Genomic DNA, 17104 nt, shown 5'->3' with positions numbered 1-17104 from the left:
GTCGCGTGAGCGATCTTCCCGGTCTTCCCGACGACGGGTCGGTGCCGGACCCGGCCGAGCCCCTGCGCCCCGAGGAGCGTGCCACCGGGATCGGGTCGCTGCCCGGTGTCGACCACCACGAGGCCGCGCGCGTGGTGGTCGGGGAGCTGCCGTCGTTCCCGCACGTCGCCGAGCTGCCCGACCGCGGGGTCGGGGCCGACATGGTCGGCCGGGCCGCGGCGCTGCTGATCGACCTGGCGGTGGAGGTGCGGCCCTCGGGCTACCGCGTGGCCCAACGGCCGGGCGGTCAGCACCGGCGTGGGGTCGACCTGCTGGGCCGCGACGTCGACGCGCTCGACACGACGATCGGCGAGACCGGCGCCGCGCCGAGGCGGGTGAAGACGCAGGTCGCGGGGCCCTGGACGCTGTGCGCCGGGGTCGAGCTGCGCAGCGGCAACCGCGTGCTCACCGACCGCGGGGCGGTCGCCGAGTTCACCGAGAGCCTCGCCGAGGGCCTGCGCGGCCACGTCGCCGAGCTCGCCCGCCGGACCGGCGCGGGCGTCGTCGTCCAGATCGACGAGCCGACGCTGCCCGCGGTCCTCGCCGGGTCACTGCCGACCCCGAGCGGGTACGGCACCGTGCGCGCGGTGCCCGGCGCCGAGGCGCGGTCCGGGCTCGCGGTGCTGGTGGAGGCGGCCCGGGACGCGGGCGCGGTGGGCGTCGTGGCGCACTGCTGCCACCCGACGCCGCCGCTGGCGCTGCTCGGGGCGACCGGTGTGGACGGCATGGCGGTCGACCTGCTCGCCCTGGACCGTGCCCCCGCGGTGCTGGACGCCCTCGGCGAGCTGTGGGACGGCCCGACGGAGCTGTGGCTGGGGCTGGTGCCCACGCTCGCGGAGGGCCCGGCCCCGGAGCTCGCGGCCCTCGCGCGGCCGGCGCTCGACCTCGCCGACCGGCTCGGCTTCGACCGCGCCCGGCTCGCCGACCGGACGGTGGTCACGCCCGCGTGCGGGCTCGCGGGAGCCACCCCGGCGTGGACGCGCACCGCGCTGGCGCGCACGGTGGAGCTGGCGGCGGCCTTCGCCGACCCGCCGTCGTCCTGGTGACACCCGGACCGGCGAGGCCCGCCCGCGATCGGGCGTGATTGTCGGACCCCGCGGCTACTCTCGGGCCCGTGACCAGCGAGACCCCCGAGATGACCGCCCCGGACGCGCCGGCCGACGTCCTGGCGCGGCACAAGGAGCTGGCCGAGCTCGTCGCGGACCACCAGTTCCGCTACTACGTGCTCGACTCGCCGATCGTCACCGACGGCGAGTTCGACGAGCTGTTCGGTGAGCTGCAGGGCCTCGAGGAGCAGTACCCCGCGCTCGTCACCCCGTCCAGCCCCACGCAGCGGGTCGGCGGCGGGTTCTCCACCGACTTCGTCGCGGTGGACCACCTCGAGCGGATGCTGTCGCTGGACAACGCGTTCGAGCCCGAGGAACTGCGCGAGTGGGTGCTGCGGGTGCAGCGCGAGCTCGACTTCCCGCAGGACGAGCTGCAGTACCTGTGCGAGCTGAAGATCGACGGGCTCGCGTGCAACCTGCTCTACGAGAACGGCCACCTGACGCGGGCGCTCACCCGGGGCGACGGGCGCACCGGCGAGGACATCACGCTGAACATGCGCACGCTGGCCGACGTGCCTACCGAGCTCACCGGCACCGACGAGTTCCCGGTGCCCGAGCTGATGGAGGTGCGCGGCGAGGTCTTCTTCCGCGTGGGGGACTTCGAGGAGCTCAACGCCGGGCTGGTCGCGGCGGGGAAGCAGCCGTTCGCCAACCCGCGCAACTCCGCGGCCGGCAGCCTCCGCCAGAAGGACCCGCGGGTCACGGCCACCCGCCCGCTGCGGCTCATCTGCCACGGGCTGGGCAAGCGCCGCGGGTTCACCCCGGAGCGGCAGTCCCAGGCCTACGACGCCCTGGCCGCCTGGGGGCTCCCGGTGTCCACGCACACCCGGGTGCTGCACGGGGTCGACGCGGTCATCGAGCACACCCGCTACTGGGGCGAGCACCGGCACGACGCCGAGCACGAGATCGACGGCGTGGTGGTCAAGGTGGACGACGTCGCGCTGCAACGGCGCCTCGGATCCACGTCGCGCGCGCCGCGCTGGGCGATCGCGTACAAGTACCCGCCCGAACAGGCGACCACGACGCTGCGCAACATCAGCGTCAACGTCGGGCGGACCGGGCGCGTCACGCCGTTCGCGGAGATGGACCCGGTGCTGGTCGCGGGGTCGACGGTCTCGCTGGCCACGCTGCACAACGCGGGCGAGGTCGAGCGCAAGGGCGTCCTGATCGGCGACCGCGTGATCATCCGCAAGGCGGGCGACGTCATCCCCGAGGTCCTCGGCCCGGTGGTCGACGCCCGCGACGGCAGCGAGCGGCCGTTCGTCATGCCGACGCACTGCCCCGAGTGCGGCACGGAGCTGCGGCAGATGCGCGAGGGCGACAAGGACCTCCGGTGCCCGAACTCCCGGTCCTGTCCCGCCCAGCTGCGGGAGCGGCTGTTCCACGTGGCCGGTCGCGGGGCCTTCGACATCGAGGTGCTCGGCTACGAGGCGGCCACGGCCCTGCTGCAGTCGGGCGTGCTGCACGACGAGGGCGACGTGTTCGCGCTGAGCGAGGACCAGCTCGAGCAGGTGCCGCTGTTCCGCACGAAGGCCGGGAACCTGTCGGCGAACGGCCGCAAGCTGCTCGCCAACCTCGAGACCGCGAAGCACCGGCCGTTGTGGAAGGTCCTCGTCGGGCTGTCGATCCGGCACGTCGGACCGACCGCCGCGCAGGCGCTCGCGCGGCACTTCCGGTCGGTCGAGGCGATCGACGCCGCGAGCGAGGAGGAGCTGGCCGCGGTCGACGGCGTCGGCCCGACGATCGCCACGGCGGTGCGCGAGTGGTTCTCGGTGGACTGGCACCGCGAGGTCGTCGAGAAGTGGCGCGCCGCGGGGGTCGATCTGGCCGAGGAGGCCGACGAGTCCGTGCCGCGCACCCTGGAGGGCCTCTCGATCGTCGTCACCGGGTCGCTGCCGGAGTTCTCCCGGGACGAGGCCAAGGAGGCGATCCTCGCGCGGGGCGGCCGGGCGGCGAGCTCGGTGTCGAAGAAGACGGCGTTCGTGGTCGTCGGGAACGAGCCCGGGTCGAAGTACGACAAGGCGGTCGCGGCGAAGGTGCCGATCCTGGACGAGGACGGCTTCCGCGTTCTGCTCGACCGGGGGCCCGACGCCGCCCGCGAGGTGGCGCAGCCGGCCGGGGAGGACGACGCCGGGTCGGAGGGGGACCAGGAGTAGGTCGGAGGTCACACTCGGGCTGCGGCACAGAGTGACCGCACCTGTGGCGGACGGGTGGCATCGTCGGAAAAGCGTGCAGACGCACGTGCAGACGTTGCCGTCGACACCCGGGAGGTTGAAGACTGTACGCAGTCGACGCCGCGGGGCCGTCCGCGCGACGGGACGAGGGGAGGTGACACCGACGTGCTGCAGTGCTGCCCGAACGGTGCCCGCCCCGCCGACGTCTACCCCGCCGTGCCGATGACACCGCGCCATCTGGCCCGGGACGCCCGCGCGGTCGCCGCGCTCGGCGTCACCAGCTTCCACGTCCACCCGCGGGACGTGGACGGCCAGGAGAGCCTCGACCCGGGCCCGATCGGGGCCGTCGTGTCGGCGATCCGGCAGGCCGCGCCGTCGATGGAGATCGGGGTCACCACGGCCCGCTGGGTCGAGCCGAACCCGTTCAAACGCACCGAACTGGTGCAGCAGTGGGCCCGCCTGCCCCACCACGCCCGGCCCGACGTCGCCTCGGTCAACGTGCACGAGCGCGGCTGGGAGATCGTGTGCGAGGCGCTGGACTCGGTGGGCATCGGGATCGAGCTGGGCGTGTGGACCACCGGCGACGCCGTGCAGCTCAAGCAGGCCGGTGTCCCGAGCGGCACCGTGCGGGTGCTCGCCGAGGTCACGGTCACCGACCCGGACACCGCGGTCGCCGAAGCGGTGCGGATCCTCAAGGCCCTCGGCCCGATGCAGGTGCCGATCCTGCTGCACGGCGAGGAGGGCGGCGCCTGGCCGGTCCTCGACTACGCCCGGCGCAACAACCTCGACACCCGCATCGGCTTCGAGGACACGCTCAAGGGTCCGGACGGCACGTGGCTGGCGACGGGCAACGAGGAGCTGGTGCGCTACGCCCTCGGCCAGGCGGTGAGCCCCCGACTCGCGGAGCGCCGCCGGTCCGGGTGGGGGTCGAACTTCGGCGGGTTCGGTCTGCGCGGCCGCCCCGACAGCCGCCGCTGATCCCTGCCGCCGACCACCGCCGACCACACCGCCGACGACCGACGGCGCCGGCTCAGCCCGTCATCGTCGCGACGATCCCCGCCAGGTGCGACAGGCGCGCCAGCTCGGACGGCCGGAAGCCGGGACCGCCGGGACGGCCCGCCACCACGGCTCGGTCCGAACGCCCCAGCGGGGCCGCCGCGAGCTCGGTGTCGAGGTCGGTCCACGCCTGGGGGACCGTGTGCCCGGCCGCCGGGTCGAGCACCGTCGCCTTGACGAGCGGGAGCCACGGGAGGGTCTCGGCCTCGGTCTCGGGGGCCGCGGAGCTGGCCGCGACCCGGCGGACCCGGGTGCCGCCGTCGCTCCAGACGTCGCCGCTCGACGCCTCCACCACGAGCGCCCAGGCGGACCGGAAGATCCGCGGGACCGCGTCGACCAGCAACGAGAGCCCGTCGTCGGGGGCCGCGGCCACGCTCTCCACCAGCTCCAGCTCCCGGGCCGTGTCCAGCGGTCCGAAGAACGGGCGGACCGACTCGACGACCACGTCGCGCACCGACTCCGCCGCCGTGATCAGGACATCGGGTGGGCGGGCCGAGGGCAGGTCGACGACGAGGTCGTCCACCGCCTGTCCCTGGTGACGCTCGACCACGTCCACGCTGAGGATGTCCGCTCCCTCGACCCCGAGGGCCGACGCGACCGCGCCGAGCGTGCCCGGCCGGTCGGGGAGCACCACGCGCAGCAGGTAGGTCACGTCGCCTCCGTCCTGTCTCCTCGCGATTCCCGCGCACGCCGACGAGCCCGGCGGACGTCGTCGTCGGGCGCGGCGAGTGTGCCAGTCGGGCGGCCCGCGGGCGACGGGGTGGGTCGCGGGGGCCGGTGCCGTGCGGCACGGGGTGGGCCGCGGCACGTCCGGGCGGGAGATGGCCATCGGCCGGCGCCGTCAAACCTCGTCGAGGGCGGATCCGTCCGACGCCTAGGATGGATCGGTACGGCCCGCACCCGCGTGCGGGAGTTCCGAGGGGACGGAACCCGAGTCCGTCCCCCGACACGGAGGATCATGTCCGACATCACGCGCTCCGACGTCGCGCACCTGGCCCGCCTGGCCCGCCTGGCCGTCACCGACGACGAGCTCGACGTGTTCTCCGGCCAGCTCGACGCGATCCTCGACACCGTGGGTCGCGTCTCCGAGATCCCCGACGACGTGCCGCCGACCAGCCACGTCGCCCCGTTGACCAACGTGCTGCGCCCCGACGAGCCCGCGCCGAGCCTGCCCCGCGAGGCCGCGTTGGCCGGCGCGCCCGAGGCCGAGGAGGGCCGCTTCCGCGTGCCGCGCATCCTGGGGGAGTCGCAGTGACCGAGCTGACCCGCCTGTCCGCCGCCGAGATCGCCCGCCGGGTGCAGGCCCGCGAGGTGTCCTCGGTCGAGGTCACCCGCGCGCACCTGGCCCGCATCGAGGCCGTCGACGGCTCGCTCAACGCGTTCCTGCACGTCGACGCCGAGGGCGCGCTCGCCGCCGCCGCCGCGATCGACGAGGAGATCGCCGCCGGCACGATCCGCGGCCCGCTGGCCGGCGTGCCGGTCGCGGTCAAGGACAACATCGCGACCGCCGACATGCCCACCACCTGCGCCTCACGCATCCTCGAGGGCTGGCGTCCGCCCTACGACGCCACCGTGGTGACCCGCCTGCGCGAGGCCGGACTCGTGCCGCTGGGCAAGACCAACCTCGACGAGTTCGCCATGGGCGGGTCGAACGAGAACTCCGCCTTCGGTGCGGTGCGCAACCCGTGGGACGCCTCGCGGGTGCCCGGCGGCTCGAGCGGCGGGTCCGCCGCTGCGACCGCCGCGGGCGAGGCGCCGCTCGCGCTCGGCTCGGACACCGGCGGGTCGATCCGGCAGCCCGGTGCCTTCACCGGCCTCGTCGGGGTGAAGCCGACCTACGGCACGGTGTCCCGCTACGGCCTGGTCGCCTTCTCCTCCTCGCTGGACCAGATCGGCACGTTCGGGCGCAGCGTGCTCGACGCCGCGATGCTCCACGAGGTCGTCGGCGGGCACGATCCGGCCGACCAGACCTCGATCGCCGCGCCGCTGCCGCCGGTCGTGGAGGCCGCGCTGGCGGGCGCCCGCGGGGACCTCGCCGGGGTGCGGGTCGGTGTCGTCACGGAGCTGTCCGGCGAGGGCTACCAGCCCGGTGTGCTCGCGGCGTTCACCGACGCGGTGCGGGTGCTGACCGACCTGGGCGCGGAGGTCGTCGAGGTCTCGTGCCCGTCGTTCACCGCCGCGATGCCGGCGTACTACATCATCGCGCCGAGCGAGGCGTCGTCGAACCTCGCCCGCTTCGACGCGATGCGCTACGGCCTGCGGGTCGGCGACGACGGGTCGCACTCGACCGACCAGGTCATGTCGCTGACCCGGGAGGCGGGCTTCGGGCCCGAGGTGAAGCGCCGCATCATGATCGGGACCCACGCCCTGTCGGCGGGCTCGTACGACGCGCTCTACGGCAAGGCGCAGAAGGCCCGGACGCTGATCGTGCGGGACTTCGCGGCCGCGTTCGAGGACTGCGACGTGCTCGTCTCCCCGACGGTCCCGACGACGGCGTTCCCGATCGGCGACCGCGTCGACGACCCCGTCGCGATGTACCTCGCCGACCTGTGCACGATCCCGACCAACCTCGCCGGCAACGCCGGGCTCTCGGTGCCGTGCGGTCTCTCCGCCGACGACGGGATGCCGGTGGGGCTGCAGGTCATGGCCCCCGCCCTCGCCGACGACCGCGCCTACCGGGTCGCGGCCGCCTACGAACTGGCCCGGGACACGTCGTCGGGAACCCCCTTCGCCTCCACCATCCCGGACCCAGCTGTGTTGGAGAACGCATGACCAGCACCGTCGACGCGGCGCCCTACACCGTCGAGGAGGTCTGCGAGCGCTTCGACCCCGTGATGGGGCTCGAGGTGCACGTGGAGCTCAACACCGCGACGAAGATGTTCTGCGGCTGCCGCAACGAGTTCGGCGCCGAGCCGAACACGAACGTCTGCCCGGTGTGCCTGGGGCTGCCGGGCTCGCTGCCGCGGGTCAACGGCCGCGCGGTCGAGGGCGCCGTCAAGATCGGCCTGGCGCTGAACTGTCAGGTGCGCGAGCGCAGCGGCTTCGCCCGGAAGAACTACTTCTACCCGGACATGCCGAAGAACTTCCAGATCTCCCAGTACGACGACCCGATCGTCTTCGACGGGTACCTCGACGTGCCCCTCGACGACGGGACGACGTGGCGGGTGGAGATCGAGCGGGCGCACATGGAGGAGGACACCGGCAAGTCGCTGCACATGGGCGGGGCGACGGGCCGCATCCACGGCGCCTCGTACTCCCTGCTCGACTACAACCGGGCGGGCGTGCCCCTCATCGAGATCGTCACGAAGCCGATCCTCGGGGCGGGGACGCGCGCCCCGGAGATCGCGCGGGCCTACGTCTCGGCCCTGCGCGACGTGGTCCAGGGCCTGGGCGTCTCCGACGTCCGCATGGACCAGGGCTCGATGCGCTGCGATGCGAACGTCTCGCTGATGCCGAAGGGCACGACCGAGTTCGGCACCCGCACCGAGACCAAGAACGTCAACTCGCTGCGCTCGGTCGAGCGGGCGGTCCGCTACGAGATGGGCCGCCACGCCGGCGTCCTGCTCTCCGGCGGCACGATCACCCAGGAGACCCGGCACTTCGACGAGCAGTCCGGCACCACCTCCGCCGGGCGCCCGAAGGAGACCTTCGCCGACTACCGCTTCTTCCCGGAGCCCGACCTGGTGCCGATCGAGCCGTCGGCCGCCTGGGTGGAGGAGCTGCGCGCCGGGTTGCCGGAGCGGCCGTGGGAACGCCGGGCCCGCATCCAGACCGACTGGGGCCTCTCCGACGAGGAGCTGCGCGACCTGGTCAACGCGGGCGCACTCGACCTCGTCGCGGACACCGTCGAGGCGGGGGCACCGGCGGAATCGGCCCGGTCGTGGTGGGTGTCCTACCTGACCCAGCAGGCCAACACGGCGGGCGTGGAGCTCGCGGAGCTCGCGATCACGCCCACGGACGTCGCGCGGGTGATCGCGTTGGTGGCCGAGGGCACGCTCACCAACAAGCTCGCTCGCCAGGTCGTCGACGGCGTGCTGGCGGGGGAGGGGACGCCCGACGAGGTCGTCGCCGGCCGCGGGCTCGCCGTCGTGAGCGACGACTCGGCCCTGACGGCCGCGGTCGACGAGGCCCTGGCCGCGCAGCCCGCCGTCGCGGAGAAGATCCGGGCGGGCAAGACGAAGGCCGCCGGCGCGATCGTGGGCGCGGTCATGAAGGCGACCCGGGGGCAGGCCGACGCGGCCCGCGTGCAGTCGCTGGTGCTGGAGCGGGTGGCCGCCGGGGCCTGACCCACCCCCCTCCCGAACGAACGGCACTCTCGCGCACGTAGATGCAGCGAGAGTGCCGTTCGTGTGTCCGAAGATGATCACTGATCGTGGCCCCCGGTCGCCCAGAGTGACGAGGACGACCTTTCTCGACGCGTCGTGACCGATCCGTAACCAACACGGTGCTCACCCGTTGGAGTCCTTGGAGAACGGCTCGTAGCCGAGGCTCCGGTCGGATCAGTGCTTGATCCGCCGACAGGTCGTATCTGTAGACACCGATAGGAGGAGGCCTTCCGCATGGGCGCTCATCTCGCTCCCCACGCTCCCCACGTGGCGTCCCAGGCCGCTCGCATCGCCGGACGGGGCGCCTTCACGGCCGCCGCCGTCATGGCGGTCGCCGGAGGCACCGCCTCCATGGCGTTCGCGCACGAGGCGCCGTCGCCCCAGTCCATGGGTCACGAGGTGGCGCACCAGGTCACCGAGGGCGCGCACAAGGTCTCGGACGCCTCGAAGAAGGTCAGCACCGAGAAGATCAGCGCCGACTCGGTCAAGGGTCACGGCGAGAAGCTGCAGCACCACGCGAAGGACGTCTCGGAGTCGCTGAAGAAGTCGGCGCCGAGCGCGGAGTCGCTGCCGGAGCTGCCGGTCGCGGACATGGTCAAGGACCTCGGCCACGCCGGCGACAACGCCAAGAACGACATCGCGCACGCCCAGCACAACTGGACCGCCGCGGTGAAGGACGGCCTGACCGCCGACGAGGCGCGGGAGCAGGTCGGCCTGATGGGCGACGACGTGCAGCACGCCGTCTCCAACGGCAAGGCCGACGTGCAGCACTGGGCCGCGAAGGCCGCCCCCGCCGGCCTGCCGAGCGTGCTCTCCTTCTCGTAACCCGCACGCCTCCCCGCGTCCGCCGGCCCTCCCCGACCGGCTCGAACGACGCGGGGCGGTGCCGGAACTCCCCGTCCGGCACCACCGCGGCGAACGCGGGACGCGCCCCTCCCGACCGACTCCGACCCGGTCGGCGGGGCATCCCCTCCCGCTCGTCCGCTCCCCGCACCACGGCCCCGTGCTCCCTCCCGCTGCCCCGGGTGGGACCACGGGGCCGTGGCATGTCCGGGGGTCGCCGCCGGGTCGTGGTCTCGCGCCGTGACCACTCGGTCACCTCGGGGAACGGCCGCAGTCGGTTGGCGCGGACGGCGCACCGACGGGACGGCCGTCACGCGTCGTCGTCTGGCCCGCATGCTCTAGTGATCTGGGCCACTCTCTCGCCACGTGGAAGACGTTGCCGGTCCGAGACATGATCGTGCTCCGTGTTCGGACCAACCGCGACGATGCAGCAGGTCCAGCGCGAGGATTCTTCTGCGAACTGTCGCGGAGCCAATTGCTCGGCATTTCTCGTGCATTCGCTGTGGATCAGTGCGCATTCACCGGATGGTTTACCAGGGCGGGTCCAGGGCTGAACGGCCGAACATTCTCCGATCGCGGCCGCCGGTGTCGCCTCAATGGATCACGACTTGTATGGTCCGCCCCTCCGGCTCGGATCGGAATGATCCAGAGATTCGGCCGGTGACGTTTGGAGGCCGCAAGTGTCCGGGAAGAAAGTCGACGACGCGCGAGGTGTCGTGCCCACGCGCCCTAGGGGAATGCGGGGTATGTGCTGATGGGTGGCGCGAAATTGGTCCTCGCCGTGGTGGGCGGTTATCTGCTCGGGCGGACCAAGAAGATGAAGCTCGCGATCATGCTGGGCGGGGCCCTCGTCGGGAAGAAGCTCCCCACCGATCCCACGCAGCTGCTCGCGGCCGCGTCGAAGCTCGTGGACTCGTCGCCCGAGCTCCAGCGGCTCGACACGGCGGTGCGGGGCCGGCTGCTCGAGGTCGGCCGGGAGGCGGTGATGGCCGCCGCCTCGTCCCGCATGGAGTCCCTGACCGACAGCCTCGTGGACCGGGTCGAGAACCTCGGCAAGCCGGCCGCGGGCGCCGCCCAGGCCGCGGGGCAGGCGGCCGGGCAGGCGGGTGGCGCCGTCGGTGACACGGTGACCGAGGCCGGAGGGGCCGTCGGGGACACCGTGGGGAAGACCGGCAAGGCCGTCGGCGGGGTCGCGGGGTCCGCACGCAAGGGGCTGGGCCGCCGCCGCAAGAACGCCGCCGAGGAGCAGCCCGAGACGGTCGAGGAGGCGCCGGCCGACGACGAGGTGCTCGACGAGGACGCCGTCGACGATGTCGTCGATGGGGACATCGACGACACCGAGGACGCGGAGGACGCGGACGCCGGCTCCGTCGAGGTGGCGCAGGAGGACACGGACGAGCCGGACGAGGCCGCCGCGTCGGACGGTCCCGTCACGGACCAGGAACGGCCGCGGCGCGCCCGCCGTGCCCCGTCGGGTGGTGCCGGTTCCTCGGGCAAGCCCGCGGTGCGGACGAGCACGAAGGCCGGCTCGTCGGGCAGCAGGTCCGGCTCCGCCAAGTCGGGCTCCACCAAGGCGGGCTCCGCGAAGTCGGGGTCGTCGAGCAACGGGCGGTCGGCCTCCTCGGGGCGGACGTCCCGGACCTCGTCGGGGGGTGGCCGCTCGCGATCGGGCGCCGCCGCCTCGTCGACCCGACGGTCGAGGGGAAGCGATGACTGAGACCGCGACGAACACGACGAACGGGACGAGCGCGCCCGGTTCGATCGCCGATGCCCTGCCGACCGACCGGCTGAAGGAGGCGGCCCAGACCCTGGTGACCCGGCTCGTCGGCAAGCTCGGCGAGGCCGCGCTGACCCAGGTGGAGGGACTGGCCGATCGGCTGTCCGACGTCGCGGAGAACGGCGGGGTCGGGTTGACCAGCGCGCTCGGCGGAGGCGCCTCCGCCCTCCAGGGCGAGAGCCCGATCAAGGGCGCCCTCAGCGCCGGGGCCGGGGCACTCAAGGACCGGGTCACCGGCGCGCTCGGCAACGTCATCCCCGGGCTCGGGGGCTCGGACGACGACGGGGACGACGACGGCGAGGGCGGCTCCGGCGGTTCGGGCGGCGGTGGGGCCGCAGGGGCCCGCGGCAAGTTCAAGTTCATGAACATCTTCGAGGCCCAGGACGTCGGGGTCCCGCTGCGTCTGGCCTACGACCAGTGGACGCAGTTCGCCGATTTCCCGAGCTTCATGAAGAAGGTCGAGAACGTCGACCAGTCCTCGGACGAGAAGGTCACGTGGCACGCCAAGGTCTTCTGGTCGAAGCGGTCCTGGGAGACGACGATCGTCGAACAGATTCCCGACTCGCACATCCTCTGGACCTCGTCGGGGCAGAAGGGTCGCGCGGACGGAATCGTCACCTTCAGTGAGCTCGCGCCGAACCTGACGCGGATCGTGCTCATCATGGAGTACTACCCGCAGGGATTCTTCGAGAAGACCGGGAACATCTGGCGGGCGGTCGGGCGCCGGGCGCGCCTGGAGTTCAAGCATTTCTGCCGCTACGTGATGATGGATTCCCTCGTGAATCGCGACCAGATCGAGGGCTGGCGCGGCGAGATTCGCGACAGCGAGGTCGTCAAGACCCACGAGGAGGCCCTCGAGGAGGAGCGCGCCGCCGAGGAGGAGGACGAGGACTACGACGGCGAGGACGTCTACGACGACGAGTTCTCCGACGAGCCCTCCGACGAGGAGCTCGACGACGACGAACTGGCCGACGAGGAGCTCGCGGCCGACGAGGACGACCTCGACGACGAGCTCGCGGACGACGAGCTCGCCGACGACGACCTCGAGGACGTCGCCGACGACGAGGATCTCGCCGACGACGAGCCGGACGACGAGCTGGACGACGTCGCGGACGACGAGGAGGGCGCGGACCGGGACAGCAGGCCGCGCCGCCGCCGGGGCCGCCGGGAGCCGACCCCGGCCTGATCCCCGACGCCCCTCCGGGTGCAGCAGCGCGCCCGGGTCACGGACCAGGTGGTGCAAGGAGGCAACGTGACCGTCAGCCAACGACAGGGCGGTGGGGTGCAGAAGGCCCCGCAGGGTGGCCTGGCCGAGGTCCTGGATCTGATCCTGGACAAGGGCCTGGTGATCGACGCGTTCGTCAAGGTCTCGCTCGTCGGGATCGAGCTCATCACGATCGACGCCCGCATCGTGGTGGCGAGCGTCGACACCTACCTGCGGTTCGCCGAGGCGACCAACCGTCTCGACCTGCACGCCAAGGGCGGCAAGGACCTCGGCGAGTTCATGGGTGGGCTCACCGAGAACACCATGAAGGGCGGCGCCAAGGGGAAGACCAAGGGGGTCCTCGACGCCGGCAAGGAGAAGTGGGACGAGCTCCGCGACGAGCGTCGTTCGAGCCGGAAGCAGGAGCAGTGAGCGCCGAGGCTCCGGAGCAGGACTCCGGAGGGGAGCGCATCGGCTCCTACGTGTACGGCATCCTGCGCTCCGGGCAGCGCATCCCCGAGGACCTCGAGGCCGTCGACACCGGCAGCGAGAGCGGGGAGTCCGGGCTGGGCCTGGTCAGCTCGGGTCCGCTCGCGGCCGTCATCAGCGACGTCGCGGTCGACCGGCCGCTCGGGACCCGTCAGCACCTGCTCGCCCACGAACGCGTGCTCAACGCGATCGCGGCCGACGCCGCCGTGCTGCCGATGCGGTTCGGCGCGGTCCTGACCGACGACGACGCGGTGCGTGCGGAACTGCTGGACCCGCACCGGGAGTACTTCTCCCGGGCGCTCGAGGACATGGCCGAGCTCGTGCAGTTCTCGTTGCGCGGGGACTACGAGCAGGACGTGGTGCTGACGCGGATCGTCGAGGAGAACCCGTCGATCCGGGATCTGCGCGAGCGGATCAGCGGAATGGACGAGGACGCCTCGTACTACGACCGCGTCAAGCTCGGCGAGGCCGTCTCCCAGGCCATGGACGCCATTCGCGCGGCTGACGCCCAGGCCGTGGTGGACGCCCTCGGGCGGTACGCCGTCGCGACGGTGGTCAAGGAGGTGAGCGGCGAGACCGGAGCGGTCCACGTCGCGTTCCTCATCCGGCGCGATCACCGGACCGACTTCGAGCGGGCCGTGGACGACCTCGGGGACGAGTGGTCCGGGCGCGTCGACCTGCGGTTGTTCGGGCCGACGGCGTGTTTCGACTTCCTGCCGGAGTACGACGTCCCCGACGGCGACACGCAGCCGGGCGCGGCCGGGGACGGGGGCTGAGGTGGGGCTCTTCACCGAACTCCTCCTGCTGCCGCTCGCCCCGGTGCGCGGTGTGGTGTGGGTGGCCGAGCGGATCGAGGAGCAGGTCGACCACCGGCTGAACGACCCGGGGGTCATCCGCGCGCAGATCGACGATCTCGACAACGCCTTCGAGCGCGGCGAGATCACCGAGGAGGAGCGCGACGCCCAGCAGGACGTCCTGCTGGCCCGGCTGACCGGACGTGAGCCCGGGGGCGGTGGTACGTGAGCGGGACCGAACGCCCCCGCCGTCGCCGCAGCCCGCTCGAGGAGTCCGACCGCCGCCGGACGCGACGGGCCACGGACTCCTCGGCGGGTGGTGAGCGGCCGCGTCGGCGCCGGTCGGAGAACGGGGCCGAGTCACCGACGGACCAGGAACGACCCCGGCGTCGCCGTCGACCGGAGCCGGAACCGGAACCGCCGACGGATCAGGAGCGCCCGCGCCGTCGTCGTCGGGAGCCGGAACCGGAGCCGGCGCCGACGGACCAGGAGCGTCCGCGCCGCCGTCGTCGGGAACCCGAACCGGAGCCGGAACCCGAGGACGACCTCGACGAGGACCTCGAGGACGGCGACGAGGACGAGGACGAGTTCGTCGACGACGAGGACGAGTTCGAGGACGACGAGGACGAGTTCGACGACGTCGAGGACGAGTCGGAGCCCGAGCCGGAGCCCGAGCCGCAGCGGCCGAAGAAGGTCCCGACGCGTGTCGTGGCCCGGTGGGCCGCCGAGCAGGTCATGGAGATGACCGGCAAGGAGTCCGAGAGCGTCACGTCCGTGCGCCGTGAGGAGGACGGCTGGACGGTCGGGCTGGAGGTCGTCGAGAGCCGCCGCATCCCGGACTCCACGGATCTGCTCGCCATCTACGAGGTCGAGATGGACGCCGACGGGGAGCTCGTCGGCTACCGCCGCGTGTCGCGGTACACCCGCGGCCGCGGCGACGAGGACTGAGAGGAGGCTGCATGAACGAGCCGGTCCGGTGGACGGGCTCGATGCCCCAGGCCGGTGGCCGCCAGGGTCCGGAGACCGTGCGGCAACCGGGGGGCACCGACCTCGCGGACATCCTGGAGCGCGTGCTCGACAAGGGCATCGTCATCGCGGGGGACATCCAGATCAACCTGCTCGACATCGAGCTCCTGACCATCAAGCTCCGCCTCGTCGTCGCCTCCGTCGACCGGGCGAAGGAGATGGGGATCGACTGGTGGGAGCGCGATCCGACGCTCTCCGCCGGTCGCGGCGAGCTGGAGGAGGAGAACGAGCGGTTGCGCGAGCGGATCGCGGCCCTCGAGCAGGCGCAGACCAGGGCGCCGGCCCGCCGTCGTCGCAAGCCGGTGGCGCAGGAGGAGGACGACGGATGATCACCTACCTCTACGCCGTCGGCCGCGACCTGTCCGAGATTCCCGACGTCGGGTCGGGTGGGGTCGGCGGCGGCGCGTTGCGGCTGGTCGGGGAGGCGGGGCTGCAGGCGATCGTCTCCGACGTCGAGCGGGAGGCGTTCGAGGACCTCGACGAGCACCGCGAGGACCTGGCGTGGCTCGCGACGGTCGCGCGCGCCCACCACGGGGTGGTGGAGGCGGCCGGGCGCGAGCACGCGATCGCCCCGTTGGCGCTGGCCACCGTCTACCTCGACGACGACCGGGTCCGCGCGGTGCTGCGCGAGGGCCACGAGGCGTTCACCGCGGTGCTCGACCGGATCACCGACCGCGACGAGTGGGGTGTCAAGGCGTTCATGCGGCCGTCCTCGGCGTCCGGTTCCGGGTCCGGTCCGGAGCGGCCCACGTCGGGCGCGGCGTACCTGCGCGCCCGCCGGACGGCGCTGCGCGAGGGCGACGCCGCGGTCACCGAGGCCGAGCGGGTCGCCGACGAGATCGACGCCGCCCTCGCGGACCTCGCCGTCGCGGCGCGTCGGCACGCGCCGCAGGACCGGTCGTTGACCGGGCGGTCCGAGCGGATGGTGCTCAACGGCGCCTACCTCGTGGACCGGTCGGCCGCGGACGACCTCCGTGCCCTGGTCGGACGGCTCGCCGAGGACCGTCGGCTGGACCTCGAGCTCACCGGCCCGTGGGTGCCGTACTCCTTCGCCGGGGGTGCCACGTGACCGTCCAGTCACGCGAGACCTCGCTCTTCGGGGACCGCGAGGTGGCGCTGGTCGACCTGCTCGACCGGCTCCTCGCGGGCGGGGTCGTGCTCACCGGCGACCTGACGATCTCCCTGGCAGGGGTCGACCTCGTCCGCGTGTCGCTGCGAGCGCTGATCACCTCGATCACGCCCGCGGAGCCGACCGTGCCCCTGGCCGTGCCGGCCGAGCGGGTGGAGTCCGAGCGGGTGGAGTCCGAGCGGGTGGAGTCCGAGCGGGTGGAGTCCGGGCGGGTGCGCGATGGCTGACGACGCGAACCGGATCGAGATCGACAAGGACGCGGTCCGGCGGGACCTCATGAAACTGGTCCTGACGATCGTCGAACTGCTCCGCCAGTTGATGGAACGTCAGGCCATTCGGCGGGTCGAGAGCGAGGATCTCACCGAGCAGCAGGAGGAGGAACTCGGGACCGCGCTCATGCACCTGTCCGATGCCATGGACGAATTGACCGAGCAGTTCGGGCTGACCCCGGCGGACCTGAATCTCGATCTCGGTCCGCTGGGGTCGCTGCTGCCGCGGGACCGCTGATGTCAGCCGTCCGCGATCGTCTGCACCGACGCCCTCAACCCCCGGTTGAGTTCGTCGAGCTCCAGCGTCCGCGGACCCTCGTTGATGGTGAGCGCCTGGATAACGCCCCAGGCCACGAGCACCATCGCTCCGTTGTCGAGGTGGTAGCGGTGCACCTTCGCGCCCTCGACGAGCTCCTGCAGGTGCGCCGCGACCTCGTCCATCGACTCCTCGAACTTGAGGGTCAACGGAACCTGCGGGATCGAGACGTAGACGGTCACGCATCGACTCTACGATTCACTTCGACGGGGAGGAAGAAATCATGGAGATCGACGGTATCGAGGTGTTCGAGTCGTCCGAGGACCACGGGTACTCGTGGCGCTGGGACGATCCGCGCGGATTCGAGTCGGAAATCCTCTGGGACCGCCAGATCGGGTATCTGACCCTCGGCACCCGGGTGCCGCCCGGCGGCTGGACGCACTCCACGCTCGACGCGAACCGCTACGGCCACGCCCGGACGATCTACGAGGCGCGCGACGCGGTGGAGCGCTACGTGACCCAGGCGGCGGCGAGACCCCGCTAGTGTCGCGCGTCTGAAGTTCGCTGACGGGTGGCGTGGGGCAGGATCTCTTCGGCGGTCTTGGTCCAGGTGAAGG

General features: G+C 72.6%; 20 protein-coding genes. 18 read left to right on the top strand and 2 right to left on the bottom strand.

Annotation, left to right across the window (positions count from 1 at the left end; translation table 11 throughout):
• Positions 1 to 5: 5 nt before the first annotated feature.
• From QRT03_RS13500 to QRT03_RS13490, 3 genes are all read left to right on the top strand, one after another.
• On the top strand, positions 6 to 1085 hold the full coding sequence (locus tag QRT03_RS13500; protein ID WP_425604837.1) for a uroporphyrinogen decarboxylase/cobalamine-independent methonine synthase family protein: 1080 nt from the start codon (positions 6 to 8) through the stop codon (positions 1083 to 1085).
• Between the two features lie 89 nt (positions 1086 to 1174).
• The gene (gene ligA, locus QRT03_RS13495) at positions 1175 to 3301 is read left to right on the top strand and encodes an NAD-dependent DNA ligase LigA (RefSeq protein ID WP_286054359.1); all 2127 of its coding nucleotides are present in this window, start codon (positions 1175 to 1177) and stop codon (positions 3299 to 3301) included.
• 183 nt (positions 3302 to 3484) lie between these two features.
• Positions 3485 to 4297 carry a 3-keto-5-aminohexanoate cleavage protein gene (locus QRT03_RS13490; protein WP_286053386.1) on the top strand — a complete coding sequence of 271 codons (813 nt, stop codon included), beginning with the start codon at positions 3485 to 3487 and terminating at the stop codon, positions 4295 to 4297.
• Between the two features lie 52 nt (positions 4298 to 4349).
• Here the strand turns inward: QRT03_RS13490 and QRT03_RS13485 are convergent, their stop codons facing one another.
• On the bottom strand, positions 4350 to 5027 hold the full coding sequence (locus tag QRT03_RS13485) for an ACT domain-containing protein (protein ID WP_286053385.1): 678 nt from the start codon (positions 5025 to 5027) through the stop codon (positions 4350 to 4352).
• Between the two features lie 306 nt (positions 5028 to 5333).
• Between QRT03_RS13485 and gatC the strand changes: the two genes are divergently transcribed.
• From gatC to QRT03_RS13415, 14 genes are all read left to right on the top strand, one after another.
• Positions 5334 to 5630, top strand: a complete 297-nt coding sequence (gene gatC / locus QRT03_RS13480) for an Asp-tRNA(Asn)/Glu-tRNA(Gln) amidotransferase subunit GatC (protein WP_286053384.1) — start codon at positions 5334 to 5336, stop codon at positions 5628 to 5630.
• The gene (gene gatA / locus QRT03_RS13475; RefSeq protein WP_286053383.1) at positions 5627 to 7147 is read left to right on the top strand and encodes an Asp-tRNA(Asn)/Glu-tRNA(Gln) amidotransferase subunit GatA; all 1521 of its coding nucleotides are present in this window, start codon (positions 5627 to 5629) and stop codon (positions 7145 to 7147) included. Before gatC ends, gatA begins: the two co-directional genes overlap by 4 nt.
• Positions 7144 to 8661, top strand: coding sequence for an Asp-tRNA(Asn)/Glu-tRNA(Gln) amidotransferase subunit GatB (gene gatB / locus QRT03_RS13470; protein ID WP_286053382.1), 1518 nt, complete (start codon positions 7144 to 7146; stop codon positions 8659 to 8661). The genes gatA and gatB overlap by 4 nt, the downstream gene beginning before the upstream one ends.
• 306 nt (positions 8662 to 8967) lie before the next feature.
• The gene (locus QRT03_RS13465) at positions 8968 to 9525 is read left to right on the top strand and encodes a hypothetical protein (protein WP_286053381.1); all 558 of its coding nucleotides are present in this window, start codon (positions 8968 to 8970) and stop codon (positions 9523 to 9525) included.
• Positions 9526 to 10297: 772 nt separating this feature from the next.
• The gene (locus QRT03_RS13460) at positions 10298 to 11260 is read left to right on the top strand and encodes a hypothetical protein (protein WP_286053380.1); all 963 of its coding nucleotides are present in this window, start codon (positions 10298 to 10300) and stop codon (positions 11258 to 11260) included.
• Positions 11253 to 12506 (top strand): SRPBCC family protein, encoded by a 1254-nt coding sequence (locus tag QRT03_RS13455; RefSeq protein ID WP_286053379.1) that lies wholly within the window; start codon positions 11253 to 11255, stop codon positions 12504 to 12506. Before QRT03_RS13460 ends, QRT03_RS13455 begins: the two co-directional genes overlap by 8 nt.
• 66 nt (positions 12507 to 12572) lie before the next feature.
• A complete protein-coding gene (gene gvpJ / locus QRT03_RS13450) occupies positions 12573 to 12956 on the top strand; it encodes a gas vesicle protein GvpJ (protein ID WP_286053377.1) in 384 nt (127 codons plus the stop codon).
• Positions 12953 to 13789, top strand: coding sequence for a GvpL/GvpF family gas vesicle protein (locus QRT03_RS13445; protein ID WP_286053376.1), 837 nt, complete (start codon positions 12953 to 12955; stop codon positions 13787 to 13789). The genes gvpJ and QRT03_RS13445 overlap by 4 nt, the downstream gene beginning before the upstream one ends.
• A 1-nt stretch (position 13790) precedes the next feature.
• The gene (locus QRT03_RS13440) at positions 13791 to 14036 is read left to right on the top strand and encodes a gas vesicle protein GvpG (RefSeq protein WP_286053375.1); all 246 of its coding nucleotides are present in this window, start codon (positions 13791 to 13793) and stop codon (positions 14034 to 14036) included.
• Positions 14033 to 14755 carry a gas vesicle protein GvpO gene (locus QRT03_RS13435; RefSeq protein WP_286053374.1) on the top strand — a complete coding sequence of 241 codons (723 nt, stop codon included), beginning with the start codon at positions 14033 to 14035 and terminating at the stop codon, positions 14753 to 14755. The genes QRT03_RS13440 and QRT03_RS13435 overlap by 4 nt, the downstream gene beginning before the upstream one ends.
• An 11-nt stretch (positions 14756 to 14766) precedes the next feature.
• On the top strand, positions 14767 to 15162 hold the full coding sequence (locus QRT03_RS13430) for a gas vesicle protein (RefSeq protein ID WP_425604836.1): 396 nt from the start codon (positions 14767 to 14769) through the stop codon (positions 15160 to 15162).
• Positions 15159 to 15902: a GvpL/GvpF family gas vesicle protein gene (locus QRT03_RS13425; protein WP_286053373.1), complete on the top strand. Its 744-nt coding sequence runs from the start codon at positions 15159 to 15161 to the stop codon at positions 15900 to 15902. Before QRT03_RS13430 ends, QRT03_RS13425 begins: the two co-directional genes overlap by 4 nt.
• Positions 15899 to 16189 carry a gas vesicle protein gene (locus tag QRT03_RS13420; protein ID WP_286053372.1) on the top strand — a complete coding sequence of 97 codons (291 nt, stop codon included), beginning with the start codon at positions 15899 to 15901 and terminating at the stop codon, positions 16187 to 16189. The genes QRT03_RS13425 and QRT03_RS13420 overlap by 4 nt, the downstream gene beginning before the upstream one ends.
• The gene (locus QRT03_RS13415) at positions 16182 to 16469 is read left to right on the top strand and encodes a gas vesicle protein K (protein WP_286053370.1); all 288 of its coding nucleotides are present in this window, start codon (positions 16182 to 16184) and stop codon (positions 16467 to 16469) included. The genes QRT03_RS13420 and QRT03_RS13415 overlap by 8 nt, the downstream gene beginning before the upstream one ends.
• 2 nt (positions 16470 to 16471) lie before the next feature.
• Here QRT03_RS13415 and QRT03_RS13410 read toward each other — a convergent pair whose 3' ends face one another.
• Entirely contained in the window at positions 16472 to 16729 is a 258-nt protein-coding gene (locus tag QRT03_RS13410) for a hypothetical protein (RefSeq protein ID WP_286053369.1), read from the bottom strand.
• A gap of 41 nt (positions 16730 to 16770) precedes the next feature.
• Here QRT03_RS13410 and QRT03_RS13405 point away from each other — a divergent pair, with 41 nt between their 5' ends.
• Entirely contained in the window at positions 16771 to 17031 is a 261-nt protein-coding gene (locus tag QRT03_RS13405) for a hypothetical protein (RefSeq protein ID WP_286053368.1), read from the top strand.
• The last annotated feature ends 73 nt before the right edge of the window (positions 17032 to 17104 follow it).

This window comes from Actinomycetospora termitidis (assembly GCF_030286555.1).
Lineage (GTDB): Bacteria > Actinomycetota > Actinomycetes > Mycobacteriales > Pseudonocardiaceae > Actinomycetospora > Actinomycetospora termitidis.
Note: the sequence above shows the minus strand (reverse complement) of the source record. Positions and strands in the feature narration are given on the sequence as shown.

What these genes read in the sequence shown, in the direction of transcription:
- QRT03_RS13460 (WP_286053380.1), top strand. Translation starts at nt 10,298, where the DNA reads ATGGGTGGCGCGAAATTGGTCCTCGCCGTGGTGGGCGGTTATCTGCTC.
- QRT03_RS13405 (WP_286053368.1), top strand. Translation starts at nt 16,771, where the DNA reads ATGGAGATCGACGGTATCGAGGTGTTCGAGTCGTCCGAGGACCACGGG.
- QRT03_RS13455 (WP_286053379.1), top strand. Translation starts at nt 11,253, where the DNA reads ATGACTGAGACCGCGACGAACACGACGAACGGGACGAGCGCGCCCGGT.
- ligA (WP_286054359.1), top strand. Translation starts at nt 1,175, where the DNA reads ATGACCGCCCCGGACGCGCCGGCCGACGTCCTGGCGCGGCACAAGGAG.
- QRT03_RS13425 (WP_286053373.1), top strand. Translation starts at nt 15,159, where the DNA reads ATGATCACCTACCTCTACGCCGTCGGCCGCGACCTGTCCGAGATTCCC.
- gatC (WP_286053384.1), top strand. Translation starts at nt 5,334, where the DNA reads ATGTCCGACATCACGCGCTCCGACGTCGCGCACCTGGCCCGCCTGGCC.
- gatB (WP_286053382.1), top strand. Translation starts at nt 7,144, where the DNA reads ATGACCAGCACCGTCGACGCGGCGCCCTACACCGTCGAGGAGGTCTGC.
- QRT03_RS13415 (WP_286053370.1), top strand. Translation starts at nt 16,182, where the DNA reads ATGGCTGACGACGCGAACCGGATCGAGATCGACAAGGACGCGGTCCGG.
- QRT03_RS13430 (WP_425604836.1), top strand. Translation starts at nt 14,767, where the DNA reads ATGAACGAGCCGGTCCGGTGGACGGGCTCGATGCCCCAGGCCGGTGGC.